The organism is Candidatus Dormiibacter sp., from assembly GCF_050999135.1.
Lineage (GTDB): Bacteria > Chloroflexota > Dormibacteria > Dormibacterales > Dormibacteraceae > Dormiibacter > Dormiibacter spiritus.
Window position 1 is genome coordinate 121,487 of the sequence record NZ_JBPCPN010000002.1, and the last position, 26,248, is coordinate 147,734.

Annotated in this window: 25 protein-coding genes and 1 tRNA gene; 15 read left to right on the forward strand and 11 right to left on the reverse strand. The window is 67.0% G+C overall.

Going from position 1 to position 26,248, the window contains the following annotated elements; all coding sequences use genetic code 11:
* The first annotated feature begins 6 nt into the window (after positions 1-6).
* Positions 7-2,556 carry a sensor histidine kinase gene (locus ACR2MZ_RS00720; protein WP_434003156.1) on the forward strand — a complete coding sequence of 850 codons (2,550 nt, stop codon included), beginning with the start codon at positions 7-9 and terminating at the stop codon, positions 2,554-2,556.
* Here ACR2MZ_RS00720 and ACR2MZ_RS00725 read toward each other — a convergent pair.
* Positions 2,553-3,818, reverse strand: a complete 1,266-nt coding sequence (locus tag ACR2MZ_RS00725; RefSeq protein ID WP_434003157.1) for an MFS transporter — start codon at positions 3,816-3,818, stop codon at positions 2,553-2,555. The genes ACR2MZ_RS00720 and ACR2MZ_RS00725 overlap by 4 nt on opposite strands.
* A 118-nt stretch (positions 3,819-3,936) precedes the next feature.
* On the reverse strand, positions 3,937-4,896 hold the full coding sequence (locus tag ACR2MZ_RS00730) for an RnfABCDGE type electron transport complex subunit D (RefSeq protein ID WP_434003158.1): 960 nt from the start codon (positions 4,894-4,896) through the stop codon (positions 3,937-3,939).
* A 38-nt stretch (positions 4,897-4,934) separates the two neighbouring features.
* Between ACR2MZ_RS00730 and ACR2MZ_RS00735 the strand changes: the two genes are divergently transcribed.
* Positions 4,935-6,239 (forward strand): beta propeller repeat protein, encoded by a 1,305-nt coding sequence (locus tag ACR2MZ_RS00735; RefSeq protein WP_434003159.1) that lies wholly within the window; start codon positions 4,935-4,937, stop codon positions 6,237-6,239.
* A 60-nt stretch (positions 6,240-6,299) separates the two neighbouring features.
* Here ACR2MZ_RS00735 and ACR2MZ_RS00740 read toward each other — a convergent pair whose 3' ends face one another.
* Positions 6,300-7,043 (reverse strand): Mce/MlaD family protein, encoded by a 744-nt coding sequence (locus ACR2MZ_RS00740; RefSeq protein ID WP_434003160.1) that lies wholly within the window; start codon positions 7,041-7,043, stop codon positions 6,300-6,302.
* Between the two features lie 69 nt (positions 7,044-7,112).
* Here ACR2MZ_RS00740 and ACR2MZ_RS00745 point away from each other — a divergent pair, with 69 nt between their 5' ends.
* Both ACR2MZ_RS00745 and ACR2MZ_RS00750 read left to right on the forward strand, forming a co-directional pair.
* Complete coding sequence (locus ACR2MZ_RS00745) at positions 7,113-7,586, forward strand: RidA family protein (RefSeq protein WP_434003161.1); 474 nt, start codon at positions 7,113-7,115, stop codon at positions 7,584-7,586.
* A 28-nt stretch (positions 7,587-7,614) separates the two neighbouring features.
* Positions 7,615-8,547 (forward strand): phosphatase PAP2 family protein, encoded by a 933-nt coding sequence (locus ACR2MZ_RS00750; RefSeq protein WP_434003162.1) that lies wholly within the window; start codon positions 7,615-7,617, stop codon positions 8,545-8,547.
* Positions 8,548-8,564: 17 nt separating this feature from the next.
* Here the strand turns inward: ACR2MZ_RS00750 and ACR2MZ_RS00755 are convergent, their stop codons facing one another.
* Complete coding sequence (locus ACR2MZ_RS00755) at positions 8,565-9,842, reverse strand: gluconeogenesis factor YvcK family protein (RefSeq protein ID WP_434003163.1); 1,278 nt, start codon at positions 9,840-9,842, stop codon at positions 8,565-8,567.
* A gap of 115 nt (positions 9,843-9,957) precedes the next feature.
* Here ACR2MZ_RS00755 and ACR2MZ_RS00760 point away from each other — a divergent pair, with 115 nt between their 5' ends.
* The 4 genes from ACR2MZ_RS00760 (at position 9,958) to ACR2MZ_RS00775 (ending at position 12,978) form a co-directional block, all read left to right on the forward strand.
* Entirely contained in the window at positions 9,958-10,431 is a 474-nt protein-coding gene (locus tag ACR2MZ_RS00760; RefSeq protein ID WP_434003164.1) for a hypothetical protein, read from the forward strand.
* Positions 10,432-10,479: 48 nt separating this feature from the next.
* Positions 10,480-10,555: transfer RNA gene (locus ACR2MZ_RS00765), tRNA-Gln, on the forward strand.
* A 12-nt stretch (positions 10,556-10,567) separates the two neighbouring features.
* The gene (locus ACR2MZ_RS00770) at positions 10,568-11,455 is read left to right on the forward strand and encodes a nitroreductase family protein (RefSeq protein ID WP_434003165.1); all 888 of its coding nucleotides are present in this window, start codon (positions 10,568-10,570) and stop codon (positions 11,453-11,455) included.
* A gap of 50 nt (positions 11,456-11,505) precedes the next feature.
* Entirely contained in the window at positions 11,506-12,978 is a 1,473-nt protein-coding gene (locus ACR2MZ_RS00775) for an amidohydrolase (RefSeq protein ID WP_434003166.1), read from the forward strand.
* A gap of 37 nt (positions 12,979-13,015) precedes the next feature.
* Here the strand turns inward: ACR2MZ_RS00775 and ACR2MZ_RS00780 are convergent, their stop codons facing one another.
* Entirely contained in the window at positions 13,016-13,468 is a 453-nt protein-coding gene (locus tag ACR2MZ_RS00780) for a GNAT family N-acetyltransferase (RefSeq protein ID WP_434003167.1), read from the reverse strand.
* Between the two features lie 138 nt (positions 13,469-13,606).
* Between ACR2MZ_RS00780 and ACR2MZ_RS00785 the strand changes: the two genes are divergently transcribed.
* Positions 13,607-14,077 carry a hypothetical protein gene (locus tag ACR2MZ_RS00785; RefSeq protein ID WP_434003168.1) on the forward strand — a complete coding sequence of 157 codons (471 nt, stop codon included), beginning with the start codon at positions 13,607-13,609 and terminating at the stop codon, positions 14,075-14,077.
* Here ACR2MZ_RS00785 and metH read toward each other — a convergent pair.
* The 6 genes from metH to ACR2MZ_RS00815 all read right to left on the reverse strand — a co-directional run bounded on the left by metH (position 14,025) and on the right by ACR2MZ_RS00815 (position 22,559).
* Complete coding sequence (gene metH / locus ACR2MZ_RS00790; protein WP_434003169.1) at positions 14,025-17,636, reverse strand: methionine synthase; 3,612 nt, start codon at positions 17,634-17,636, stop codon at positions 14,025-14,027. The two genes, ACR2MZ_RS00785 and metH, sit on opposite strands and share 53 nt — an antisense overlap.
* A gap of 38 nt (positions 17,637-17,674) precedes the next feature.
* Positions 17,675-18,814, reverse strand: coding sequence for a carboxylate-amine ligase (locus ACR2MZ_RS00795; RefSeq protein ID WP_434003170.1), 1,140 nt, complete (start codon positions 18,812-18,814; stop codon positions 17,675-17,677).
* Complete coding sequence (locus ACR2MZ_RS00800) at positions 18,811-20,184, reverse strand: hypothetical protein (protein WP_434003171.1); 1,374 nt, start codon at positions 20,182-20,184, stop codon at positions 18,811-18,813. Before ACR2MZ_RS00800 ends, ACR2MZ_RS00795 begins: the two co-directional genes overlap by 4 nt.
* Positions 20,162-21,145, reverse strand: coding sequence for an ATP-grasp domain-containing protein (locus ACR2MZ_RS00805; protein WP_434003172.1), 984 nt, complete (start codon positions 21,143-21,145; stop codon positions 20,162-20,164). Before ACR2MZ_RS00805 ends, ACR2MZ_RS00800 begins: the two co-directional genes overlap by 23 nt.
* Entirely contained in the window at positions 21,138-21,833 is a 696-nt protein-coding gene (locus ACR2MZ_RS00810) for an esterase family protein (protein WP_434003173.1), read from the reverse strand. The genes ACR2MZ_RS00805 and ACR2MZ_RS00810 overlap by 8 nt, the downstream gene beginning before the upstream one ends.
* A 117-nt stretch (positions 21,834-21,950) precedes the next feature.
* Positions 21,951-22,559, reverse strand: a complete 609-nt coding sequence (locus ACR2MZ_RS00815; RefSeq protein WP_434003174.1) for a TetR/AcrR family transcriptional regulator — start codon at positions 22,557-22,559, stop codon at positions 21,951-21,953.
* 53 nt (positions 22,560-22,612) lie between these two features.
* Here ACR2MZ_RS00815 and ACR2MZ_RS00820 point away from each other — a divergent pair, with 53 nt between their 5' ends.
* From ACR2MZ_RS00820 to ACR2MZ_RS00845, 6 genes are all read left to right on the forward strand, one after another.
* Positions 22,613-23,392: a hypothetical protein gene (locus ACR2MZ_RS00820; protein WP_434003175.1), complete on the forward strand. Its 780-nt coding sequence runs from the start codon at positions 22,613-22,615 to the stop codon at positions 23,390-23,392.
* 42 nt (positions 23,393-23,434) lie between these two features.
* Positions 23,435-23,812, forward strand: coding sequence for a cupin domain-containing protein (locus tag ACR2MZ_RS00825; RefSeq protein WP_434003176.1), 378 nt, complete (start codon positions 23,435-23,437; stop codon positions 23,810-23,812).
* On the forward strand, positions 23,809-23,931 hold the full coding sequence (locus tag ACR2MZ_RS00830; protein WP_434003177.1) for a hypothetical protein: 123 nt from the start codon (positions 23,809-23,811) through the stop codon (positions 23,929-23,931). The genes ACR2MZ_RS00825 and ACR2MZ_RS00830 overlap by 4 nt, the downstream gene beginning before the upstream one ends.
* Positions 23,928-24,710: an SDR family NAD(P)-dependent oxidoreductase gene (locus tag ACR2MZ_RS00835; RefSeq protein ID WP_434003178.1), complete on the forward strand. Its 783-nt coding sequence runs from the start codon at positions 23,928-23,930 to the stop codon at positions 24,708-24,710. Before ACR2MZ_RS00830 ends, ACR2MZ_RS00835 begins: the two co-directional genes overlap by 4 nt.
* Positions 24,711-24,809: 99 nt before the next feature.
* Entirely contained in the window at positions 24,810-25,316 is a 507-nt protein-coding gene (locus tag ACR2MZ_RS00840; protein WP_434003179.1) for a GNAT family N-acetyltransferase, read from the forward strand.
* A gap of 86 nt (positions 25,317-25,402) precedes the next feature.
* On the forward strand, positions 25,403-26,233 hold the full coding sequence (locus ACR2MZ_RS00845; RefSeq protein ID WP_434003180.1) for a hypothetical protein: 831 nt from the start codon (positions 25,403-25,405) through the stop codon (positions 26,231-26,233).
* Positions 26,234-26,248 lie beyond the last annotated feature (15 nt).

Here is a 26,248-nt window from a genome sequence, read left to right on the forward strand (position 1 = left end):
GACCTGGTGCAGGTGCTGAATGCCCACCTTCGCCCGCTTCTCGGTTACGACGTGTTCAACCTGCAGGTCCTGGAGCGAGAGGGCTGGTACCACAACGTTGTCATGGACTCCGGAGTCCTCCAGGACGTAGGGAGATATCGCCTCGTCGACTCGTACTTCCTGTCCCATTATCGATCCGGCAGGCCCTCTGCTGGGCATTTCGCGGATGCGCACTTCGAGCACGGGCGGGGCGCCGGGGCGCCGAGGCGGCCCCAGACATACATCTGGATGCCCATCCTCCACCACCAAGACCTGGTCGGCGCTGTCATCTATCAGCTGTTCGCGCGCCGGAGCGTTCCTCCCGAGGAGATGCGCTTCCTAGGCGAGGTGCACGCCCAGCTCGGCGTGCTTGTCAGCAACGCCTATCTAAACGAGTTGACGCGCAATCAGGCCCTAAGCCTGAGCGCTCTCAACGAGATCGGCCGCGCTTTGGCTGTCACGCGCGACGAACTGGGGATCGTGGGCGCTTTGCGCGAAACGTTGGGCCCTCGGGTCCCCCTGGATCAGCTCGAACTTGTCTTACCCGAAGGATCTCGAGCCCGGGTGCTGACGGTCTCGCCGCAGACTCGCGCGGCAGAGAGGGTGATGTCCTTGCGGTCGTCCGGCCTGGCCACGGCTAGGGCGGTCCTGAGCAGTGGACAGTCGCTGTTGGAGCCGGAGGCAACAACTGGCAATGGCTATCCTTCGGCCGCGCTCGTGCCGGTGAAGGGTTCGACGGAGATCGAGGCTGTGCTGACCGTAAAAAGCCGTGAGCCTGATGTCTATGAGCACTCCACCCTCGCCTTCCTGGGCCAGGTCGCGGACCAAGTGGCCCTGGCTCTGAACAATGCCCGGTCCTATGCCGCTCTGGAAGCCAACCGCCATCACCTGGAGGTGGTCGAGGCGGTGGGTCGCGAGCTTGCCACCCGGCTTGATCCCTGGATGATAGTGCGAACGCTGCAGGCCGAGCTGAGCCGCCACGTCGCGTTCGACTCGGTCGTGCTGGCGGTGCTCGAGGCCGGTCAGGAAGGCCCGGTGGCGCTCGAGGCCGGTCTCGAAGTCCCTGTGGCGCATTCTTACGCAATCGATCTGGGCCGACCGCAGGCGCCGGCCACGATCCCACTCGCCGGCGCTGGGCCTGCCCGCGAAGCTTTCCGTTCCGGCCGGCCCGTGCTGGCGGACTACCCGCCCTGGAAGAGCGGCGCCAATAAGGCAGGCAAGGCACTGGACGGTGCCCCTCAGGTGGCCCTCCAGGAAACGACTGGGAGCCGCCGAGCCCGGCCCGCCCGGTCAGTCCTCTGGGTACCCGTCAGGCAGGAGGGCCGAATCCGCGCTCTACTCTCTATCCAGTCTTACCGTCAGGGCGCTTTCGGCAGCTGGCACACACATGTGCTGCAGGATGTGGCGACCCACGTGGGCCTTGCGCTCAGCAATGCGCAACTGGTGGAAGCCTTGGACCGCCAGGCGACCACCCTGGGAACCATACTGGCCAATACGCCGATCGGGGTCATGCTGGAAGGCGCCGATGGCCGCATCACCTTTGCCAACCCGGCCCTGGAGCGACTCTACGGAGTCGAGGCCAAGAGCTTGGAGGGAGCGAGGTCCGAGCGGCTGTTGGACCTGGCAGGCGGGGCCGGCGGCAGCGACGTCGACCCCGAGACGGGCGCCACGAGCCTCGTCCTGAAACGCAACGGGCTCAACCTCCGGATTCAGCGCCTGATGGTTCCCGCGTCGCGCGACCATCCGGCCGGCGTCCTCACCCTGCACGAGGACGTGACCAGGCAGCGCGCCGCCGAGGAGGAGAGAGACCTCATGCTGCGCGCCATCGGCCATGAGCTGCGCAGTCCGGCGGCGGCCATCCGAGGCCTCATGGCGTCCCTGTTGCAGTGGGATGAGCGCTTGCCCGCCGATGAGCGGCGCGCGGCTCTGATCGCGGCCAACGATCAGTCAGAGCGGCTGCTTCGCGTGGTGGAGGCGCAGCTCCTCATCGCAAGGCTGGAGAGGGACGGTCCCGCCGACGCGGCCGATGAGGACGTCGACTTCTGCCCGGCTGTTCGAAGGGTAGTGCAGCTGCTGTCGCACGCCTACGAGAAGGCAGCCAGCGTCGTCGTTTGCGACGAGAAGTCAGGCTCGATGGTCCTGCGCTGTGAGCCGGCGCATCTGCAGCAGGTGCTGACGAATCTGATCGGCAATGCGCTCGAGCACGCCGCCTGCAGCCGAGTTGAAGTGCGAGCCAACCGGGCCGCCGGCTGGCCTGACTGGTGTGAGGTCACAGTCAGCGACGACGGCACCGGGTTGCCGGAGGACTTGCTGGCCGCCACCTTCAACCAGAGCCGGGCGGGCCGGCATCGGGCAATGGGCGGTCTGGGCATTGGTCTGCACCTGAGCCGACTGGTGGTTGAGCGCTCGTTCGGCGGGCAGATCTGGCTGGCCGAGCACGGTCCTCGGGGAACCGCTATCAGCTTCACCGTGCCCTGCAAGAGCCCAAGCAAGGCTGAGAAGCGAGCGGTCCGGCACCGGGCGGAAAGCCGGTCCTAGCCGCTGGCGGCGGTCAGCTCGGCAGCCTCGGGCAGCGAGCGGCGCAGCACCCGGAGGTAGGTGATCCCTAGCAGCCCCATGCCAGCGGCAGTCGCGGCGAAGGTCCAGCGTGGGCCGGCCAGGGTGACAGCAACTGCGCCCACAGCCACGCCCACCAAGAGCGCCGCTTGAGCGATGACAAAGCGGGCCGTCAGCAGCGTGCCGCGGTTGAGGGGGTCTGCGGCACGCATGACCGAGCTTGCGTTGGCGACGGCATAGACGGCGTTGGCCACGCCGGTCACGCCCACTGCCAGCAGGGCCGGCACCAAACCGGGTAAGCGCAGAGAGCCAAGACCGGCCAGCCCCAGGCAGCCGATGGCGAAGAACAGGAAGGAGACCGCCATTGCCGGCCGCAGCCGGGCTGGAGAAAGGCGGCCAGCACTCAGACTACCCACCACGATGCCGGCGACCAGCGCGATCTGGAGCAGCGCATAAGTCGACGGACCATTGCCGGCGAACTCATATGCCAGCGGCAGCAGCGCAGGCGTGGCCGAGCCGATGAGAACGCTGGCGGTTGCCGCCACGATCAGCAAGGCTCGAGCAGGGCGGACCGCGAGCGCTACGCGCAATCCGCTCCCCAGTCCCGCAAGGTTGATGCCCCCACCCAGGCCGGGGATGGTGGCGACCAGCAGGCCGCTGAGTGCGAAAGTGGCGGCGTCGAGCCAGAAGAGCCAGAGTGCCTGTGGCCAGCGCGCGAGCAGGGCCCCGGCGAGGCCGAAGCCGAGGGCCTGCGCGGTGGAGAACGCCAGCAGGAGGACCGAGTTGGCGGTCTCGATCTGGTTGTCCTTGACCAGCTCGGGCACGGCCGCCTGGCGGGCCGACTGCACGATGGCTTCGGCGGCGCCCAAGACCACCAGACACGGAAAGATGGTGAGCGTCGAGAGCGGCACGGCGAAGGGCAGCAACAGTAGGGCCAGGCAGCGCAGCGCTTCCAGGCTGACCACCAGGCGGCGGCGATCCCAGCGGTCGGCGGCACGACCCAGCAACCCTCCTACCGCCAGCGTGGCTCCCACCCGGCAGACGTAGGCCAGGCCGATCCCAATGGCGCCGAGCGATCGCCAGGCGATGACTAGCGTCAGCGTCAGCGTCATCGGGTCTCCGACCGAAGAGACCAGAATTGCGGCGGTGAGACGGCTGAAGCGGGGCGTCTGCAACAGCAAGCGGTGAGCGCCCACGCGCTGGTCGGCGGTTCCTGCCTGACCCAGCTCTCCGGGAACCCTCAACTACTGCTCACCCTTGCCACTCCCAGCTTAATTGCGGACGGTCCGATCGCTCTCGGCACAAAGTCCGACAGCGGCTCAGCAGGCACGATACTCCGCTGGCGTTTCGTGGGGGGTGTTTTCAGGCCTTCCAGGAGGCTGATCGTGCCGAAGGCGGCAGCAGCCGTTCCTGCGGCCGGGGCGAGGCTGCCAACCGGCTGGCTCCGGCTGAGACGACCGCCGAGGCCAGTTGCACAGTTGCGACGGCCACCAACGACCCTTCGATCGCATACCCTCGTGAGCGCACAGCCAGCGCCGCACCGCCCCCGAGCAGCCCGACCAGCAACTGCGGCAGCTGGTTTCGGGGCAGGTTCAGCCGATCGCCCAGAAGCAACGCTAGGCCAAACCAGAGCGGTCCGCTGGCCAGCTGATAGCTAGGCGCCCAGTGGAAAAGGAGTGTCACAGCCGTAGCTGCAATCACGCAGCCCAAGACCGTGAGCAAGCTCAGCCGGCGCGCATACCAGAGCCAGGCCGCGCCCACGACCTGGGCCAGTAGCGAAGTGACGAAGACGGGGCCCGCGACGTTGCCCAGATAGAGTCGAGTGATATCGATGGGCATCCTGCTGCCACCGTAGAAATCGAGCCAGAGGCGGATCGGCTCAGGCGTTGGCGTGGCGGCGTTCGGCCTTAGATAGGCGGCCGGGGCGCCCTGCGTGGCGATCACCACAGCGGCGTAAGCAGCCAGGCCCACCTGGAACCTGACCGAGGGCAGAAAGCGCGCTCGTAAGAGTTCAGCGGCAGCCGCCGCGCCGGCCAGGCCGATCACCACCAGCAGCGGAGTGTTGGGCCCCACGAGAGCGATCGCCACGACCGCGGAAAGCAGGGGCGCGCCCCCCGCAAAGCGTTTTAGAAAAAGGGCCGGAAGCTGAGCTACGCAGCCGATCACCACTGCCAGCACCAACAGCGTGGCTGCGGATTCTCTGAAAAGCAGGAGACCCGCAACGAGGGACGGCAGCATGGCCAACGCGAAAACGTAGGTTGACGAAGCGCTGTGCGGGCTGAGGATCAGCTCGCCAAGGCGGTGCCGCAGGCTATCCAGCACAAGCGGATTCTAGTTGCACCGAATTACCGCGACAGAGGATGGCGAACGTCTTGGTGCATAATCGAATCCGCGTGTCGCCGTCTTCTCTACGTCTTGGAGCGACAATCGTTCTGGCGCTGCTGGCCCTGTTTGGGGGCGCTGCACCGGCTGCTGGCGCGCCGCCAGCCAACGACACCTGGCAGCGCCTGGCCCAGCTGCCTGAGGCAGTTACTGAACCACTGCTAGCCTTTGCGGTCAGCCCGTCGGAGCCGGCGACACTCTTGGCCGGGACTCCTGCCGGGAACCTCTACCGCTCATCCGACGGAGGCCAGAGTTGGAAGCTGGTGAAGCGGCAGCTGGGCGGCCCCGTGACCAGCGTTGTCTTCGATCCATACCAGTCCGGCAGCGTTGTCGTGGGGACGCATAGCGCAGGCGCCTGGCGCAGCAGTGACGGCGGCCAGACCTGGGATCGGGAAGCGGGCAGCGAGGGCCGCAGTGTGCGGGCCATCGCGTTCGGCCCCGGCTTGACCCTGGTCGGCAGCGACCAGGGGGCGCTGCTCAGCCATGGCGGCGCGCCTCTAACGCCATCCGGGCCGCAGACCGTTGGTGTCAGCGCCGTGGCGGTGGTGCAAGGGGGACAGCCCACCCGGCTGGTCATCGGGGCCGACACCAGCAGGGCCGAGGAGGCGCTGCCGCTCTTTGCCAGCGGGGACGGGGGCCAGAGCTGGGCAGTCGCTGCCAAGGACGTGGGTGCCAGCAGCATGGTGTCCGCGCTGGCGGCGGGACCGGCTCCTGACGGATCGCCCCGGCCGCTTCTCCTCGGCACGAACGCCGGCCTGTACAGCTCTCACGACGGAGCTGATAGCTGGCAGCAGCTGACGGGCGACCCTGCCCTGCCGGCAGTCGATTTCTCAGCTCTCGCCTGGTCGGACAGGACCGATCAGTTCTATGTGGCCAGCGATGGCGGTGGTTCCGATGCGGGCGGCATCTGGCAGACGGCCGACGGTGGCAGCCACTTTCGCTCGCTGGAACCGCCGGTCCACGCGGTGACTGCCCTGGCGGTATCTCGCGGATTGGAGCCTGTGCTCTACGCCGCCAGCTTCCGACCGGTCGACCACGCCGTGTTTCTCTGGTCGTATCGCGATGCGGGTGGCAGTCCCCAAACGGCCATCGGAGCCGTGCCGGCGCCGAAGCCGATAGCTCAGGCAGGTGCCTCGGCACCCGGTCCGGCCCTGAATCCAGCAGTGGAGGCGCGGCAGCTGCTGCACGGTCCGGAAACGCCTTTCCTAGCTCTCGGCCTGGTGTCACTGCTGGTGCTCCTGCTGGCCTTGGGCGCCTACGCCGGCCGAGCTCGCAAACTCTAGCCACGGCCACCGCCGTGAGCTGACGAAGGCTGCCGGCTGACCCCGTTTGGGCCGAAGCTGCTAGCTGTCGGCGCCCGGCGGCAGTCCGGGCGGCTCCAGGCGGCGGGCGGTTGCTTCAGGGATGGGCGGCCGCTCAGGCCGGCGATGGCGGTCGCCCCGCAGCCCTGTGCTCCGCAGCATCTCGTCGGCGAGCGCCTCGTAGCGGTGCTCCAGCAGGTCCGAGACCGGATCGCGGCTCACGCGCAGGAGACGGGTGAAGGAGAGCGTGCTGACGGCGCGGAAGGCGAGGAGCGCGCTGGCCTGTTCGGAGAGACCGCCGGCCGCCGCGCGTTCCAGGTAGGCGAGAGCGGCGCCACGCTCGCGGGCGTCCCGCCAGCGCCAGACTGCGTACGGGCCCGTGATGAGGAAAATCGGGATGGCCGCCACCAAGACTCCCACCACGAGCGCCGTCTGATCCACAACCGTGTTCAGCTGGCCTGCTGCGGCGATCAGCTGATCTCCTCTGCGAGCCAACGTGGGCAGGGCAGATGGGTTGTGGAGGTTCAGGAGCTGGCTGAGCGGGCTGGCCTTGATGGCCTTCAGCACCTCGTTGAGCTGGCCAAATCCGGTGTTCAGCTGGCCGATGCCCGAGTTGATCTCATCCCCCGTGCCGCGCAGCGCGTCCCCCACCTGGCGCAGGCGCTCGATCTGGTCGTGGAGCCACCGGCCGAGAAGCAGGCAGAGCACCGTCCAGGCGCCCGCGGCCACGTCCCCGATGACTCTGAAGGCAGCCGGCCGGGGACGTTCGGGATAGAACTTGAGCACCAGTCTCCTCCGCCTGGAAACGATATACGCACAATCGTCCGCCGGCGCACTTCCCTAGACTCCCAGGCGATGAGCTCGGCCGCAGATCGCCTCCGGGAGTTGGGCCTCCAGCTGCCGGCGGCCCCCGCCGCCATGGCCTCCTACGTGCCCACCGTGCAGGTCCCCATCGCCGACGGCCGCTCCCTGCTGTACATCTCCGGTCAGGTTGCCAGTCAGGACGGCAGACTGCTCACCGGGCGCGTGCCGGATGAGGTCGATTTGGCGCATGCCCAGGAGGCGGCGCGCTGCTGTGCCCTGACCATCCTGGCCCAGCTCGACAGTACTGTCGGACTGGACAAGGTGGAAAGGCTTGTCAACTTGACTGTGTGGGTGAACTGCACGTCTGACTTCACAGAGCAACCGACTGTCGCCAACGGAGCCTCCGACCTCCTGGTCCAGGTGCTCGGCGAATCGGGTAAGCACACCCGGGCCGCCGTCGGCGCGTGCGGTCTGCCCAAGGACGTCACTGTCGAGATTGGCGCCATCGCGCTGGTTCGCAGGTAAATGCTGCCCTGCATCGCTGTCAACAGATTTGCCCAATCCACACTCAGCTCCCACAGCTGACCGGTTCGATGCCTCGTCGCTGAGGCGCCACCCGCGGCTGCTGCTCGGCGGCAGCGTCGTCTACTTGGGGCTCATCTTCGGTGTGATGCTCTGGCGGGGCATCGACATCGAGCCGCAGTGGGTGGTGCTGGCGCTGCTCGTCATCGCAGCCGCGATGGGCCGGGGCAAGCAGTTCATCTTCGACTTCGTCCCTTTCCTGCTGCTCTTCCTGCTCTACGAGGTGATGCGTGGCTTCGCCGCCAAGACAGGCTTCGCACCGCACGATCTTTCAGGGCCTGAGCGCCTGCTCTTCGGCGGGGCCCTCCCGAGCGAGTGGCTGCAGCAGGTGCTCTACAGACCCAAGAGCGTGGGCTGGGTGGATCTGGTCAGCATGGGCCTCTACTTCCTGCATTTCCCGCTGCCGGTGGCTGTCGGCTTCATCTTCTGGCTTCGAGATCGCCATCATTACTGGCACTTCGTGGGGGCGCTGCTGCTGATGTCTGCCCTGGCCTTCGTGACTTACTTGTTCTTCCCCAGCACACCGCCCTGGCTGCAGTACCCAGGCGAGGTGCACAAGGTGGCCAACGAGACTGTCACGAAGCTGGACATTGACTACTTCATCTCTCCCCTCTATGACCACATAAATCCCAACCAGTACGCCGCCTTTCCTTCGCTGCACGCCTCCTATCCTGTCCTGGCGGCCGTCTACGCGTGGTCGCGGTACCGGCTGCTGGCCGTGGCACTAGTGTTCTGGAGCGTGGGAGTGTGGTTCGCCATCGTGTACCTGGGCGAGCACTACGTGGTGGATGCGCTGTTCGGCCTGCTCTACGTCGCGGTGGCCACCGCAGCGGTGGAGCTGGGTTCGCGCCAGCTGCGTCGGCGGGAGGAGGACAAGGCTGCCCGAGGGGAGGCGGCGGCCTAGCATCGGCCTGCTAGACGCTAGCTCTCCCAGACGCGCTTCATGATCAGCCTGGCCAGTTTGTCGGGGTCATGGTGAGAGGGGATGGCGACGTTGACAACGTCTCCACCGATGAACTTGGAGCCCTCCGCCAGTCGAACGGCCTGCTCGTGGTCGAAGACGACCAGGTTCTGGCCTCCGGTCGGCATGTGGTTTGAATTCGAATTCACCACCACGAAATCAAAGAGGTTCTCGCCCACGTGATCGTGCAGCGTTTTCAGGTAGTGGCTTACGTGGTAGCCGTCGGTCTCGCCAGGCTGGGAGGCCAGGTTGCAAACGAAGACCTTGAGCGCCGGTGACTCGCGGATGCAGCGGATCATCCCCGGCACCATCAGGTTGGGCAGGATCGACGTGTACAGAGAGCCTGGGCCGACCACGATGAGCTCGGCTTGGGCGATGGCTAGCGCCGCCTCCGGGTTGAGCAGGATGTCATCGGGCTTGAGAAAGACGCGGCTGATGGGCGCGTTCTGTCTCGGGATCTGCGACTCACCTTCCACGAAGGCCCCGTTGACGCTGGCGACCAGCGTCACGTCATGCAGCGTGGAGGGAATGATGGTGCCGCGGACGGCGAGCACGCGGCCGGACTCGCGAAGGGCTGTCTCGAAGTTGCCGGTGACTTCCGCCATGGCCATGATGAACAGGTTTCCGAAGGAGTGGCCGTCGAGCGAGCCCTCCTTGAAGCGAAGGTTGAACAGCTCTTTCACCAACGGCTCGGCATCCGCCAAGGCGACGAGGCACTGCCTGAAGTCGCCGGGGGGCAGGATGCGATACTCGTCTCGGAGCCGGCCGCTGGAGCCGCCGTCGTCGGCCACAGTGACCACTGCGGCAAGGTTGCTGGTGTACTGCTTCAGGCCCCGGAGCAGGGTCGACATGCCAGTGCCCCCGCCGACGGCGACGAGCCGCGGGCCCCGGCGGCGGGTGCGGAACGTGTAGATCATCTCCATCGTGCTGGGTCCGTTCTCCGCTCCGGGCAGGAAGGGGCCCAGAACCGAGCGCTGCAGCATGTAGATGGAAAAGATGAGGACGCTGAGCCCGCCAACAGTGAAGATGGCCGCCCTGACCGGCTTGGGCCAGAACTGGAGGGTCAGCGTCGCCACCCAGCCGGGGAAGGTGACCTCGCTGTAGACAGCCTTCAGGGCGTAGCTGGCGCCGAGGTCGATCACCAGAATGGCAGCCATCAGGAGCAGAAGCCAGCGCTTGACCTCGAGGCCGGGGAGCAGCCAGCGCAGCCAGCGCCGATAGGCGTTGTTTCGATTCATAGCGGGGTAAAGGGTTTCCTTGGTCTTGTGAAGAACGCGATCTCAGCGGCGGCCGTTACGCCTCACCTGCCGGTCCCGGCGCACCGCTGTGAGCCCCGGGGCGGATAATCAGTGCATGAGAACTGCTCGGCGCCTGCGGCGCCTCACAACTGTCGCCGGCTTTGGCCTCATGGTAGCCGCCATCTCACAAGAGATGGCCAAGCCGGAGGCTCAGCGCACCTGGACCGGCAAGGTCTTCGGCCTCGTGCCCTACGACTTCCGGCCGCCGACGTGGGACCGTATCCGGGCCGCCTACTGGAACCCGAACTCGAGCAGCCTGCTCTCCACACGAGTGCTGGGCGTCGGCTGGTCGGTCAACTTCCATCGGGCCAGCATCCTGCTTGAGAACGGCTTCCGCATGCTGATGGGCACAGGTGTAGCGACGCCTGTCCTGCGCCAGGCCCAGAAAGCGGCGACCCAGGCCACGAGTAAGGCGCAAGATGTCGCCTCCAGCGCGAGCGGTGGTCGGGTCGGCAACCGGGCGGCACCTGGTTCCCCGTCGCGGTCGGATGCTGAACCTTTGGTAGAAACACTCAACCAGCAGCGCTGAATCACCCTGGCGTGCCTGTGCGCCGCGGCTACAATTGGTGCCCGGCACTGGGGAGTGGCCAAGCTGGTAAGGCGCCTGACTCTGGATCAGGAGATCGAGGGTTCGAATCCTTCCTCCCCAGCCAATCTGACAGCACTTGCCTGACGGGCTCATGCCGCTGACGCCTGACGCCGCGAACGCCGCCGGTCGCGCGGCGACGCCGGCCCAGCCTTCCCCCTTGGAGCAGCCTTACGACGTTCTGCTCCAGACCATCCGCCGGCGGCGGAGCGTGCGCAAGTTCCAGCCCGGCCGACCGGTTTCGCGGGAGACCCTGCTCCGCATCATGGAAGCCGGCCGCTGGGCGCCCAGCGGGGCCAACGCCCAGCCCTGGGACTTCATCTGCGTTGACGAGCCGGACGTGCGGGAGCAGGTGCTGCACGTCTTCCTCCGTCAGGGCCAGCGCCTGCTCGAGCACGTGACGCGCTTTCCGGCCGTGAACAAGAGCTTTCTCGCGCACACGAGTGCGATCATCCTGGTCCTCGGCGATCACCGCTGGAAGGCTGCCTTCCCCCAGGGCAACCAAGCCGCCTGGCAGGACGAGTACGCCGCCAACAATGACAACATCTTCTACTGCTCACTCGGCGCGGCCATCCAGAACCTGCAGCTGGCGACCACCGCCTGCGGGCTGACGTCAGCCTGGCTCTCGGGCGGCGGCGAAACGCGGACTGCGGCAGAGCTGCGAGAGATCCTGGGCTACCCGGCGAGCGCCCGGCCCTACGGCACGATCCCGATCGGCTATCCGGCCAAGGAGGTGGGCGCCAAGTGGCGCCGCCCGCTGGAGCAGATGGTCCACTGGAACCGCTTTGAGCCTGAGCAGTACAGGCCGCAGCCGCTGATCGACTTCTACGTAAGTCAGCTTCGCCCTTTCGCTATGTACAGGCCGTTCGAGACGATCCAGGAGTGGGAGGACGCCGCCGACCGCGTCGGCGGCTGGGGGCTCGCGTTCTCCAGCCGGGTCTCCAACCCGGGCGGCAAGCTGCCGTAGTAGCCGCCCCGAGTGTCTGAACAGCAGGCCCGCCCCCGGCGCCAGCCATCGTGAGCGGCGGCAAGGTGCTCTTGGCCGGCTGCCGGCCGGAGATCGCGGCGGGGGCGGACGGCCGCATCCTGGCCACGGGAGCTCGCGCCCGCGCGGTCGCCGGCCGGGACGCTCTGGTGCTTCAGCTCCGAGGCCAGGCCTGGCCGGGGCTGGGGGACTCCCATCTGCATCTGGAGGCGCTGGCACTGAGCCGCCTCGGCGTGGATCTGAGCGGAGCGCGCTCCCGCGAAGAAGCGCTTGAACGCGTCCACCGGCGCGCCCGACGCCTGCTGCCGGACGGCTGGCTGCTGGGCCGAGGTTGGTACAACGACGAGTGGCGCGACCCCCGCTTCCCTGACAGACACGGCTTGGACCGCGCGGCGGCCGGGCGGCCGGTGCTCCTGCACCGCGCGGACGGCCACTCAGCCTGGCTGAGCACCGCCGCCCTCGGCGCTGCGGGCATCACCGCCGGGACGCCGGACCCGGAGGGCGGGGTGATCGATCGCGGGCCTGACGGCGGGCCGACTGGCATCCTCCGGGAGTCCGCCATCGCCCTCGCCGTGGGGTCGGTGCCTGAGATCCCGGCAGCCGTGTACGACAAGGCTTTGATTGCCGCCCTACGGGACCTTGCTCGGCTCGGTCTCACCTCCGTGCAGTCGTTCGACGGCAGCCGCAGCTTCACCGCGCTGCAGCGCCTGCACGCTGCCCGCCGGCTGCCTCTTCGAGTGACATATCACCTGCCCGTGGCGCAGCTGGGCGAGGCCGAGCGGATGGGCGTCCGCTCGGGGCTGGGCGACGACATGCTGCGTGTCTGGGGCGTCAAGGGCTTCCTGGACGGGTCGGTGGGCTCGCGCACAGCCCAGATGCTGGACGGGAGCGGGGTGGAGGTGATGCCGCAGGACGAGTTGGAAGACGCCGTCCGGCGCTGCGCTGGAGCCGGCCTCAACATCTGCCTGCACGCGATCGGCGATCGGGCAGTCCGCCGAGCGCTCGACGCCCTCCTGCCGCACGCGAGGGCGCGTCCCGACTGGCGACCACGCTTGGAGCACGCCCAGTTCGTCCATGCTGACGACGTGCCCCGCTTCCGCGCCGGCGGCGTCATCGCGTCCATGCAGCCGATCCATGCCGTTACCGACCGGCCACTGACCGACAGCGAGTGGCCCCACCAGGCCGCTCACGCCCACGCTTGGGGAGCGCTTCAGCGGGCGGGGGCGGTCCTTGCTTTCGGCACTGATGCGCCGGTCGAAACTGCTGATCCGCTGGCGTGCCTGCACGCCGCCACGAGCTGGCGCCGAGAGGTTGGCTGGCATCCCGAGCAGGCCCTGAGCGAGAGGCAGGCGCTGGCGGCCTACACGATCGGAGCCGCCTTCGCGGCCGGCCTGGAGAGGAAGGTCGGCCGCCTCGCCGCTGGCTATCTGTGCGACGTGACTGTGGTCGACTCGGGCCGCGTGACCGCGACTATAGTCGGTGGTCGGCTGGTCTGCGGCGGCTAGCGTGGCGAAACGCCGCTGCTTCGGCCCCCGAGAGTTGTCAAGCAGCTGGAGAAGCTGGAGAGGGGTCGTGCGGCCGGACGGGACGCCAGTAGCGGTAGGAGGATCGCTCGAAACCGAGCGCCTCGTAGAAGGCGTGGGCGGCTTCTCGTTCGGGGCGGAGGCCACTGGTCAGCTCCAGCCCCTCACAGCCGCGTCGCTCGGCGAGCTCCAAGACAGTAGTGACAAGCAAGCGAGCGACGCCCTGGCGGCGGTGGGCAGCGCTGACGACGAGCGCGGTGAGGCGGCCAATCGGCCCAGCGTGGGTCAGCGTGCGCGAGATCGCCAGCGCGGCGAGTCCGATCACTCGACCTTCGTCCACCGCGACGAGCACAAGTTCTTCCGAGCCGCGTAGACGCTGCACGGTCGTCGACTCGTCGGTCGGGTAGCCAAGCTCGAAGAGCAGCTCGGCGATGTGTCCGGCGTCGCGCTCACACGCGGAGCGAACCCGCATGTTGCTGGAACGCACTTCACACGGCGTTGGTAACACCGGAGAGATTGACTCAATGATTGACGGCCTCCTGTCCGCCCTTCGACCGCCGCCGGCATGGCGGACAGAGTCCGGACGTGACACAATACGAACATGGGTTCGATGGCAGCGAGCACCTGGTCCTCTCCTGTCGATGATGTGACCCGGTCGATCGCTGCTCTCGTGGGTGAGGACACGCGGCACGTGCCAGGAGTCGTGCAGGCGGAGAGGATGAAGCAGATCCGACAGGGCATCAACCGTTTGGAGGCGCAGTTCAATGCCGAGCTCCGCGTCTTCGATAAGCAGCAGGGCTGGGTGGTGAGCGGTCATCAGGGCCGGCATGGCTGGCTCCGCCGGAACTGCCAGTTCAGCTCCGGCGCCGGGGCTGACCGCATCCGCCTGGGCCGGCAGCTGGAAGAGCTGCCCCAGACAGCTGCAGCTTTCCACGAGCTCGGCTCAGCGTCCAGCATCTCCCCAGCCGAAGAACGGCTGGCGAGGGCCGTGACCTCAACGGCCAGAGCTCGGCTGGGACCGAGGCTCTCTATTCCGGCTCGTAGCCCAGGTTCGGTCGCAGCCAGCGTTCCACCTCGCTGACCTCCATGCTCTTGCGGCGGGCGTAGTCCAGGACCTGGTCGCGGCCGATCTTCCCCACAGTGATGTAGCGCGCCTTCGGGTGTGCGAAGTAAAGACCTGAGACCGAGGCGGGCGGCAGCATGGCATAGGACTCGGTCAGCGTCATGCCCACGCGGTCGGCCTCGAGAAGTTGGAAGAGCGTTCGCTTCTCGGTGTGGTCGGGGCAGGCGGGATAACCGAACGCGGGTCGGATGCCGCGATACTTCTCAGCCGTCAGCTCCTCGGCCGAGAGCTGCGGCCCGCTCTCGTACCACTCCCGCCGGGCCTGCTCGTGCAGGTACTCGGCAAACGCCTCCGCCAGCCTGTCCGCGAGTGCCTTGACCATGATGGCGCGGTAGTCGTCGCCCTCCGCTTGAAACCGCGCCGAGAGCTCCTCGGCGCCGAGCCCCGCCGTGCAGGCGAAGGCGCCCAGGTGGTCGCCGGCCGGCGCGACGTAATCGGCCAGCGATGGATTTGGGCGGTCGTCGCCATGGTCCAGCTGCTGGCGAAGCATGGGAAACCGCACCTCGCTGCCATCAGCCTGCAGGACCAGGTCGTCGCCTTCCGCTCGGGCCGGCCAGAAGCCGTAGACGCCGCACGCGCGCAGGCTGCGCTCGCGTTCGATCTGATCGAGCAGCTCCTGGGCCTGCTCATAGAGCTCGTGAGCGGCGGCCCCCATCTCGGGATGGGAGAGGATGCCCGGGAAGCGGCCGCGCAGCTCCCAAGCGTGAAAGAAGAAAGTCCAGTCGATGTAGCGGCGCAGCGTTCCTAGCTCCGGCTCGACCAGCCGCCTGCCCAAGCGGACCGGCACCGGCAGATCGTCGAAATCGACCAGTTCGCGGTTGGCGCGCGCCTGCTGATAGGTCAAGAGCGGTCGCATCTGCTTGGCGCTGTGCTGCTCCCGCAGAGCGACCTGCAGGTCCCGGTTCTCCTCGTCAAACGCATTCAGCTGGTTGGGATCGAGCAGCTTCGAGACGACGCCTGCCACGCGAGACGCGTCCAGCACATGCACAGTCGGCCGGCTGTATTCAGGCGCTATGCGGACGGCTGTGTGCTGCTTGGAGGTGGTGGCGCCCCCGATGAGCAGCGGCACCTTGAATTCCCGCCGCTCCATCTCCTTCGCCACATTGACCATCTCGTCCAGCGAGGGTGTGATCAGCCCGGACACCCCCACCACGTCGGCGCCCTCGGCGACAGCCGTATCCAGGATGCGGTCGGCCGGCACCATCACGCCGAGGTCAATGACGTCGTAGTTGTTGCAGCCCAGCACCACGCCCACTATGTTCTTGCCGATGTCGTGCACGTCGCCCTTGACTGTGGCCAGGACCAGCTTGCCGCGCGCCTGGCTCTCCGTCGAGTCGGCCTTCTCAGCCTCCATGTAGGGCTGCAGATAGGCGACCGCTCGCTTCATAGCCCTGGCGCTCTTGACCACCTGGGGCAGGAACATCTTGCCGGCGCCGAAGAGATCGCCCACCACCTGCATCCCCGCCATCAGGGGACCCTGGATGACCTCGAGCGGGCGGGCATATTGCTGCCGCGCTTCCTCCGTGTCCTCCTCGATGAAGTCGACGATGCCGTGCACCAGCGCGTGCTCCAGCCGCTTTTGGACCGGCGTCTCCCGCCAGAGGAGGTCACGCTCGCGCTGGGTGCCTCCGCCGGAGACCGTGCGTGCGAACTCGATCAGCCTGTCGGTGGCGTCAGGCCGGCGGTCGAAGATGACGTCCTCGACCAGCTCGAGCAGATCCGGCGGGATGTCCTCGTACACCGCGAGCTGACCGGCGTTGACAATGCCCATGTCGAGCCCCGCCTGAATCGCGTAGTAGAGGAAGGCCGAGTGGATGGCCTCCCGAACCCGATCGTTGCCCCGGAAGGCGAAGGAGAGGTTGGAGATGCCGCCGGAGATCTTGACACCCGGGCAGCGCCGCTTGATCTCGCCGGCCGCCTCGATGAACGCCTTCGCGTACTGGCTGTGCTCCTCCATGCCCGTCGCTATGGCCAGTACGTTGGGATCGAAGATGATGTCCTCCGCCGGGAAGCCGACCTGCTCGGTGAGCAGCCGGTAGGCCCGCTGGCAAATCTCCACCTTGCGGGCCGCCGTATCGGCCTGACCCTTCTCGTCGAAGGCCATGACCACTACTGCGGCGCCCAGGCGCCGGACAGAGCGGGCCTGGGCCAGAAACGGTTCCTCACCCTCCTTGAGGCTGATCGAATTGGCCACACCCTTCCCCTGTAGACACTTGAGCCCGGCCTCTATCACCGACCAGCGGGAGGAGTCGACCATGATCGGCAGCCGGGCCACCTCCGGCTCGGTGGCTATCAGGTTGAGAAAGCCGACCATGGCCTCCTTCGAATCGAGCAGATCGGCGTCCATGTTGATATCGATCAGGTTGGCGCCGCCGCGAACCTGCTCCAGCGCCACCTCCAGCGCGCCGCCCAAATCTCCCGCCTCGATCAGGCGCCGGAAGCGGCTGGAGCCGGTGACGTTCGTGCGCTCGCCGATCATCACGAACCTCGAGTCAGGCCCGATCTCGAACGTCTCCAGGCCAGCGAAGCGAGTCCGCTGAGGGATCGCCGGCAGAGCTCGCGGCTTCACCCCGCTGACTGCCGCCGCGATGGCCCGGATGTGTTCAGGTGTGGTGCCGCAACAGCCGCCGGCGGCGTTGACTAGCCCATCCCGGGCGAACTCCCCCAGCAGCCGGCTCGTCTCGGGCGGCTGCTCGTCGTAACCGCCGAAGGCGTTGGGCAGCCCCGCGTTGGGGTAGCAGCTGACGTAGGCGCTGGCCACCTGCGCCAGCGCCGCCAGATGGGGCCGTATCTCATGCGCCCCCAGCGAACAGTTGATGCCTGTCAAGAGCGGGCGGGCGTACTCGATCGACGTCCAGAAGGCCTCGACGGTCTGGCCCGCCAGCGTGCGCCCGCTGCGATCGACGATGGTAACCGAGATCATCAGTGGCAGCTCCGGCGCCACCGCCTGAGCGGCCGCGATGGCCGCCTTGCCGTTGAGGGTGTCGAAGATCGTCTCGATCAGGAGCAGGTCCGCGCCACCGTCGCGGAGGCCGCGAGCCGCTTCGGCGTAAGCGGAGTAGAGCTGATCGAAGCTCACTGGCCGGTAGCTGGGGTCGTCTACCCGGGGCGACATTGAGAGCGTGACGTTGGTGGGTCCCAGCGAGCCGGCCACAAAACGGTTCTCGTACTCGGCCGCCGCCTGCTTCGCCAGCTGGGCGCCCGCCCGGTTCATCTCGTAGACGACCGACTCCAGACCGTAGTCGCGCTGAGAGATGGAGGTCGCTGTGAAGGTGTTGGTCGAGGTGATGTCGGCGCCGGCCTGCAGATACTCACGGTGGACGTCGACCACGACGTCCGGGCGGGTCAGGCAGAGCAGGTCGTTGTCCCCCTGCAGGGGCTGAGGATGGTCCCGGAAGCGCTCGCCCCGAAAGGCAGTCTCATCCAGCTGCCGGCGCTGCAGCATGGTGCCCCAGGCGCCGTCCAACAGCACAATTCGCTGATCCAGGAGTCCCTTCAGTCGCGCCGCAGTACTCAATGCGGCTTCACCGGGTGCCGAAGCGGATGAGAAGGTCTTCAGTCTCCCGCGTGCTGGGCGGCCACGTGCCGCAGCGAAGGCTGACCGGCAGTTTCCGCGCAGATATTCTCGACCACTTCCTTCAGGCTACCGGTCTCCCGGTAGATGCGAAGTTGGCGGTCCGCGCTGGTGCCCTCCCTAAGGATCGTCTCCACGTACCTGACCGCCTCGCGTGACTCCAGCTCGTCCACCACCTCGTCGATGAACTCCAGCAGTTCCTCGGCCAGCTGAGCTGTGGGGATCTCACTCTGACGGCCGAAGTCGATCAGCTTGCCGGCGGTGCCGTGGCGCATCGCGCGCCACTTGTTCTCGGCGATCAGGGCAGGCATGTACTTGCGGAAGCCCAGGTTCCGCTCACGCAGGCGCAGCAGTTTGGCGCAGATCGCCTGGCACAGGCCGGCAATGGCCACTGTCTCTTCAATCCGGGTTGTCTGGTCGCAGCAGCGCCACTCCAGCGTGGGGTGGTGGGGATGCGAGCGAAGGTCCCACCAGATCCGCTTGCCGTCGTCTATGCAGCCCGTCCTGACCAGCATGTCGATGTAGTTCTCGTACTCGTCGTAGGAGCTGAAGTCCGGCGGGATGCCGGTGCGCGGAAAGCGCGACCAGATGACGCTGCGATAGGACTTGAGACCAGTCTCGCGCCCGTCCCAGAAAGGTGAGGAGGTGGAGAGAGCCAGCAGGTGCGGGAGGAAGTAACGGGCCTCGTTCATGATCTCCATCCGCCGGTCGGGGTCAGGGAGCGCGACATGGACATGAAGGCCGAAGATGAGGATCTCGCGGACCACGTCCTGCATCTCGTCTTCCAGCATCTTGTAGCGCTCTTTCTCAGTGATCTGCTGGTCCTGCCAGCGGGAGAAGGGGTGCGTGCCGGCACAGGCGATCCGCATCCCGGCAGGCTCCAGGACGCGATTCAGCATCGCGCGGAATCGGCTGAGCTGCTCTTTCGCCTCGCCCACCGTCTGGCAGATGGTGGTGCCGACTTCGACCACCGATTGGATCATCTCCGGCCGCACCTGGTCGGCGCCGACCTCCTGGGCGATGGATGTCATGAGTGCGTCGATAAAGGGCTGGAGGTGACCATCGCTGTCGAGGATCTGGTATTCCTCCTCGACTCCGATGGTCAGCCAGTCGGTACTCATCGCCTCTCCTCCACCAAAAAAGTGGGAACGATGCTACCGGTGCCCGCAGTCACATTCAGCAGTTCGGAGGAGGAGAGCCTGGTCAGCATGCCGCCCGGCCGGCCGTGGAAGAGGTAGGGGTCCATGTCGACTGCCAGAGAAAGCAACTGCACCGAGTCGTCGAGCACCACGGGAAAGGGCTCCCGCGGCACAGGCACCGCCTCCTGCACCACCGAGGGCTGTTCCAGCCCTTCTTTGACAGCGCTTTCCCACTGCCCGTCAGTGACTGTCCAGCCGAGCACCACACCCTTGCCGCCGTATTCGTCGTTGGGCTTCAAGACGAGTTTGTGGCGGTTCTTGAGGACGTGCTGGACCAGGTCCTTGACGGGTTTTTGGGCAACACTTGAGCTGCCTTCGCGAAGCCGGCGCGTCCATGGGATGTGCCGTGCCACTGCCTTCCTCTGCGCGCTGCTGTACAGCTGCTGGTAGCGCTCGTCCGAAAGCAGCGCCAGCGAGACCTTTTTGTGCAGCAGCTTGCCCCGGAAGGTGTTGACCACACAGACAGCTCCGGCGAGATGCGCTTCGACCAGGCCCCGGGCGGCCTCCGGCTGGGCCAGCAACTCCGAGGTGAGCACGCGCTTGTAGACGAGGTTCACCGGTATGGAACCGGCGTGGAGGCGGCCGCGCCTGAACTCCAAGTCCGCGGGCTCGCAGATGATAGTTTGCAGGCCCCGGCGCTCGAAGTATTCCTTGAACAGCGTGAACTCGTTGGCGGTCGGGAGCCCCGGCCAGTCAACGATTGCCAGCACCGGCCGCTGCCCCTGGCCCCATTCCCTGAAGCAGCGCAGCAGGCAGCTCTGCATCTGCGTCCGCACTGGCAGTGAGCGGGCATGGTAGCGGCGGCGGAAAGCTCGCATCACCGGCAGTTCCCGGAAAACCGCCGCCAGCATGTCCTCGTAAGCCATGCCGGCCGGCGACTCGGCGTTGCATTCGACGTAGCGAACCTCAGCGCCGAAGAAGCTGTCCAGGCGCATCGACGGGGACGAGTGGGAGTGCCCTGTCTCCGCCAGCGCCAGCCGCTCCTCCTCCGGCTCAAGCTCAAGCTCCCGGCGCAGCTCGGCATCGCTGAGAAGCGTTCGCTCCAGCGTGATCAGGGCCGAGTGCACGCCCCGAGCGGCCTGGATCGCGCGCTGATAGCGTTCCGCAGTCAGCAGGTTGGGCCGCAGGGTGCGGCAGATCCGGCGCTCGCCAAAGGTCAGGCTTCGCTGGGGCTGAAGCTCGTGCAGACGACCTGCGCTCTCTGCCTGGAGCGCAGCGTCGCCCAGCAGGTCGTGCCAGGCGCGAACGGGATCGGAGCCTGCCTCCCGGTCAGCCAGAGCTCTGCGCGCCACGGTCCACGTACTTCCACCAGCGATGGTCGCGCCGCCAGGGCGGCTCCATCTGGCGCAGCGCGTATCTGAGCGCCAGGTCGCTCATCCGATCCAGCACCCATTGGAACGCCTCCTGCTTGATTGAGAAGTCGTCAAAGTCGGGCGCCGGATTGAGGAAATCGATGGCGTACAGCGTGCTGTCCCGAACGGCGAACTCGACTGTATTCATGTCGTAGCCGAGCGCCTGGGTCAGCGTCAGCGCATCGGCGATGGCCCGCTGGCGCAGCTGGCCTTGGGGCGGGTTGTCCACCACATAGCGCCGCTCAAAGGGCGCCGCCGGATCGTACCGGAGAGGCCAGACATGCTCCCGGCCTATGCAGATGCAGCGCAGATAGTCATCCCATTTGATGTACTCCTGCAGGATCATCGTCTTCTGACCAGTGCCGTTGTAGGTGGCCCACAGGTCCTCCAGCGAGTGCACCACCGAGACGTGCTTCCAGCCGCCGCCTGTGTTGGGCTTCAGCACCGCCGGCAGGCCCACGTAGCTGATGATGCGCTCCCAGTCCAGAGGAAACTGCAGATTCCGCAGCGACAGCTCGTGGTCGATGTCGGCTATGTACTCCTTGTTCGGCAGCACCACCGAGCGGGGCACTGCCACGCCCAACTTGCGGGCCAGCGTGCATTCGAAGAACTTTTCGTCAGCCTCCCACCAGAAGGGATCGTTGATGACAGCGGCCCCCATCAGCACAGCGCTCTTCAGGTGGGCTCGGTAGTAGGGCACCTCGTGCGAGATGCGATCAATGATGACCGCATAGTCAGGCTCGTCCTGCTCGCCGGGACCGCCGAGCCGGGCCAGCTCGGCCGTGACACCGTTGTCGGCACCCTTGTGGTTGAGCAGGCGGAGGAACGGGTCAGGAAAGGTCTGTTCGCGGCCGACCAGCAGGCCCACCCGGCGGGAGGTCTCCTGTCTCGTCTCAGGCATAGATTCGCAGCATCTCCTTCCAGTACTGCCAATCGTGTGCCCAGCCGGGCCAGAGATCAAGCTTGACACCGACTCCGCGCTGACGCAGCGCGTCCGCCAGCGCCAGCGAGTCCCGCACGTTCGGATCGGTCTCTCCGGTGACGATGACCTTGCAGGGCAGGTCGCGCAGCGGAGTCAGGTAGCGCTCGTCGGTCAGATTGGGAACGAAGGCGAGCGGATTGGTCAGATAGGTCGACTCGTCGCTGTAGCCGTCGAGCCAGCGGCTGGGATCGTACACGCCGGAGAGAGAGATGAATCCCAGCACCCGATCAGGGTGACGGAGGGCGAGCAGCGCTGCATGGAAGGCCCCGAACGACGGTCCTGCGCACACAGGACGCTGGCCGATCTCTTTGAACAGCTCTTGGACCAGGTAGCGCTCATATTCCAGGTGCCGGGCGACGCGCTCCGCCGGCGGTCGCGTCGGCGCGTACCAGGACTCGGAGTCAACCGTGTCGACGCACCAGAGGTTGAGCTCGCCGCTGTCGATCCTGGCCGCCACTGACTCGACCAGGCCGAAGTCCTCCCACTGATAGAAGCGCCCCTGGGAGGTGGGAAAGGCCACGAGAGGGCGGCCCTTGGTGCCAAAGCGAAGGATCTCCATGTCCCTGCCGAGCGCTGAGCTCCAGGTCCGCCGGTAATCCCTCTCCACGACGTCGGAAGTCTAGCGAGAGGCCAAACGACCGGCGTGTCGGCCCGCGCGAGGTCCGAAACGGGCTCCGGCTGAGGCGAACGTCCCGCAGCCGGGGCTTATCCCAGGGCTGAGTGATCAGGGGATCTGGGCAGTGAGCAGCGTGCGCACAATTCCCTGCGTGTAGGCGTCGATGTCTACGTCCAGGCCCGGAGGCCGCTCCTGGTGGGCTGTGCCGATCAGCAGGCTGGCGAAGGCGCGATGCTGGCAGGCACCGAGGAGCACGGCGGCAAGGAACGGGGGCTGGGCATCGGGGGCCAGCCGCCCGGCTAGCTGCTCGGCCTCCAGATAGCGGACGAGCGCCGCCTGCCCCTGGCTGAGGCCTTCAGCGCGGCCGGAGTGCTGCAGCCAGCCCAGCACCTCGGGGTCAGCGAGCACCGAACCCATCATGGGCAGCAGCTCGCCATAGAAGCGGATGGCCGCGGAGGCGAAGCGGGTCAGATTGGCTTCGACCGTGGCCTGGCCGACGGCCGCGAAGAGGTCCTGCATCGCGGCCCGGATCCCGCTCGCCACCAAGCCGAAGGCGGCGCCGAAGAGGGCCGTCTTGTTCTCGAAGTGGTTGTAGAGGCTGCCTTCGGAGACCCCTGCCTCGCGGGCGATCTCCTTGGTCGTCGCGTTGGTCACTCCGCGATCCCGGATCACGCTGACCGCGGCAGCGGCGATCCGCTCCTTGGTCGACTGCGACATTGGCCACCTCCGATAGAACAGGGTCTTGACAACTGAGTGTGCGCTCACTCATCATGGGTGAGTACTCACTCAGGATACCTAAGGAGGTGGTCGTGGAACCGACGATCGTGAACCCGAGCCCCAGGTGGCCTCCAGCCAGGCTTCGTGATCCGCTGCCGTTCGGATACATCCACATCGCGGCGGCGGTGCAGCCTCCCGCCCAGCCGGGACCTCCGTTCCCCCGCCCAAGCGCACGCAGGAAAGCGCTTCTCGGTCGCTTGAAAGGGCTGGCCGCGGACTTGATGCGGCTCGACGAGGTGGAGAGAGCCTCCATCTATCGGGCGGCCCTTGTCCCACCCACCGGCGGCGGGGAGCCGGCGAGCCACCCGGCCCGCTTCGACGTCGCCGCACTGATCGAGACCAGCTCACCCTCTGAGATCGCCAAGGTCCAGGCCGCCGAGCCGTACCAGCAGCTCCTCGAGGCTGTTCAGGAGGTCGCCCAGGACGTGCACCTCATGGCGGCTCGCTGCGCGCGCCTGCTGGGCGACGTGGACAAGTCGCGGCCCGGCCTCTTCCTGTTCAACCACTTCACCACTGAGGAACCCCAGGTGGCGCTGGAGCTCTGGGAACGTTTGGCCGGCTGGTATGCGGTCGAGACCGGGCTTGACAACTCGACGCTGCTGCAGCCGATCGGCGAGGCCGACTACGTCTTCGTGAACCACGCCCGCTGGGATCACAGCCTGCCTCGACTGATGCTGGAGCAGTTCGCCAGGCCCAGCTTCCGGTCCTATGTGCTGGCGAACCTCCGCGCCAATCGGACCGTGTCCATGCCAGTCCTGTACCGGCTGGCCTGAGGCGGTGTCGCCATGTCATTCCAAGCAAAGGAGGCCAGACCCATGACCGAGGCAACCCTCATCAGCTTTGCCGAACTGGGCCGGGAGGGTTCGTTCACCTTCGGAGGCGCTGATCACGGAGACGTGCCGACATCCTTCATCCTGGATCGCTCCAAGCCCGGTGCTGGTCCCGCCCTGCACCGGCCTCCCTATGACGAGGTCTGGATCCTCGAAGAGGGCGAGGCCACGTTCACGGCCGGAGACCGGACGCTGACCGCCGGCCCCGGTTCCATCCTCATCGTTGGGGCGGGCACCCCCCACAAGTTCATCAACACGGGCACGACGCCGCTCCGCATGGTCTGCATCCACCCCCGCGCCCGGATGGAGACGGAGTGGCTCGAGCCGGGCCGCCGACCGGAACCTGGAGAGGCATCTGGATGAGCGCCGCGATCGAGGTCCCTCTTGGGACGGCGATCCTGGCCACCGCGGCGGTGCTCGCGGCAGTCCTGATCAACACGAGCCGGCCGCTCCGGCCGGCTCTGCAAGTAGAACCAGCATGAACTGGGAACGTTCGGGAATGGAGATCTCAGGCGGCTTGGCCGGACGGGTTGCCATGGTCACCGGCGGCTCCAGGGGTATCGGTGCCGCCACCGCCGCCCGACTTGCCGCACACGGCGCCGTGGTCGGCATCGGCGGCCGCGACCTGGCCGCGATCGACCAGGTGGTGGCGCGCATCAGAGCCGACGGCGGGCGGGCGCTTCCGGTCCCGGCCGATGCCACCGATTCCGACTCCTTAGAGCAGGCCTTCAGGAAGCTCGCCGAGCAGTCCGGCCCGGTTGAGCTGCTGGCCGCTTTCGCCGGGGGCAACGGAGCTCCTCGAGCCACCAAGCAGGTCGAGCCCAACGAATGGCGCCGGGTCATCGACTCCAACCTCACGGCCACGTTCCTGACCATCCGGGCCGCTCTGCCGGCCATGCTCGAGCGCGGCCGTGGGGCGATCGTAACCATGTCCTCGTCCGCCGGCCGCCAGCCCGGCCAGGCAGCCGCTGCTTACGCGGTCGCCAAGGCCGGCGTCGCCATGCTCTCCAAGCATCTGGCCGCCGAGATGGGGCCGCGGGGCATCCGCGTCAACTGCCTGGCACCGGCCAGTGTCTTCAACGAAAGGATGGCTACCGCGATGACGCCGGAGCAGCTTGACGCCTTGGCACGAGCCTTCCCGCTGGGCCGCCTCGGTCAGCCTGATGACATCGCCGCTGCGGCCGTGTTCCTGCTCTCCAACCAGGCCTCTTGGATCACCGGTGTAACTCTCGACATCAGTGGTGGCCGGATCATCAGTTGACCCGGCCACCTTCGTGACCCGGCAGGTGCGAGCGGAACGTGATGCCGCCCGCATTCACGTCCGAACCTAACTCCCGATAAGTCCTACCCTCCCTCCGAGATGATGCCGCTGCCCGAGTTGACGGTCCGACCGGGCGTGGTGGGAGATGCCGAGGCCCTCGGACGCCTGGAACATGAACGCCAAGGCACCCCTGTCCGCGAGCTTGTCGAACGCTTCTCTACTGGGCTGCCGGCCGCACGCAACGACCGCTTGCTGCTCGTGGCGATAGTCAAGGACGAGGTCGTCGGCTGGGGCCAAGTCGTGCACTTCCAGCCGCCGCCGGAGGCGCCGGCCAACCATGCGCCGGAGGGCTGGTACCTATCGAGCCTGCTGATTGCCCAGAATCGGCGCCGCCTTGGGATTGGCGCCACGCTAATACAAGAGCGTCTGGCCTGGGTCTCAACCAGGGCCAGCGAGGCTTACTACTTCGCCAACAGCCGCAATTGGGCCAGCATCGCCCTCCACAAGAGGTTCGCCTTCGAGGAGCTAAGCCGAGACTTCTGGTTCCCTGACGTCACTTTTCCAGGGGGCGGCCAAGGCGTTCTGTTTAGGACGGCCCTCCCCTAGCTATCTGAGGCGTTGAAGCAGATCGTCAGAAACCATGGTGCAAACTTCGGCCGCGATCTCGCGGCGGGTGCGGTAGCCTCTCCGCGATGCCGCTCACCGCCACCCGCACGCTGGTTCTGATGCCTGTCGCCATAGCCCTGAACGTCGCTTTGGGCTCCACAGTCCAGCAGGCGCTGAAGCTGCCCCTCTACCTCGACTCACTCGGCACGGTCATCGCCGGAGTGCTGGGCGGCCCGTTGGTGGGCGCGGTCACCGGGTTGCTCAGCGACCTGATCTGGGCCTACGTCCTGCCCCCGCCGCTGGCCGCGCCCACCGCAGGCCCCTTCGCAGTTACCGCGGCGATCGTCGGCCTGCTGGCGGGGATCTTCGGTCGGGCCGGCCTCTTCCGCACGCGCCCGGTGGCTGATCGCCGCTCGCTGCTGTTAGCGCTTGGCGCGGCGCTCGTGGTGCTCATGCTTGCGCTCTACACCTTCAGCCGCGCCTACGGCTCACCGCAGACCTTCAGCGCGGTGACCGGCAACCCGGCTGCCAGCTTCGCCGCGTCTCGGCTGGCCTTCGGCTTCATCAGTCTCGTGTTTGGAGTGTTGGTCCTGTGGACGCTCTTCTGGCGCCGCGACGCAGGGGCTCTGCTCGCCCTCACCTGTGGCCTGCTGACGGGGCTGGCGGCGGCACTGGTCTCCGCGCCCATAGCGGCCTACGCCTTCGGTGGCGTGACAGGCTTCGGCGGCGATGCGCTGGTGGCCGCCTTCCGAGCCGCCGGAGCGAGTCTCTTCCAGGCCACGCTGCAGCAGGGCCTGCTCTCGGACCCGCTGGACAAGATGGTGACCTTCCTGATCGCCTTCTTGGTGCTGGCGGGACTGCCGCGCCGAGTCGTGAGTCGCTTTCCCAACGGCGAGCGCCTGACCGAAGCCGCGTAGCCGCCTGTACCCCGT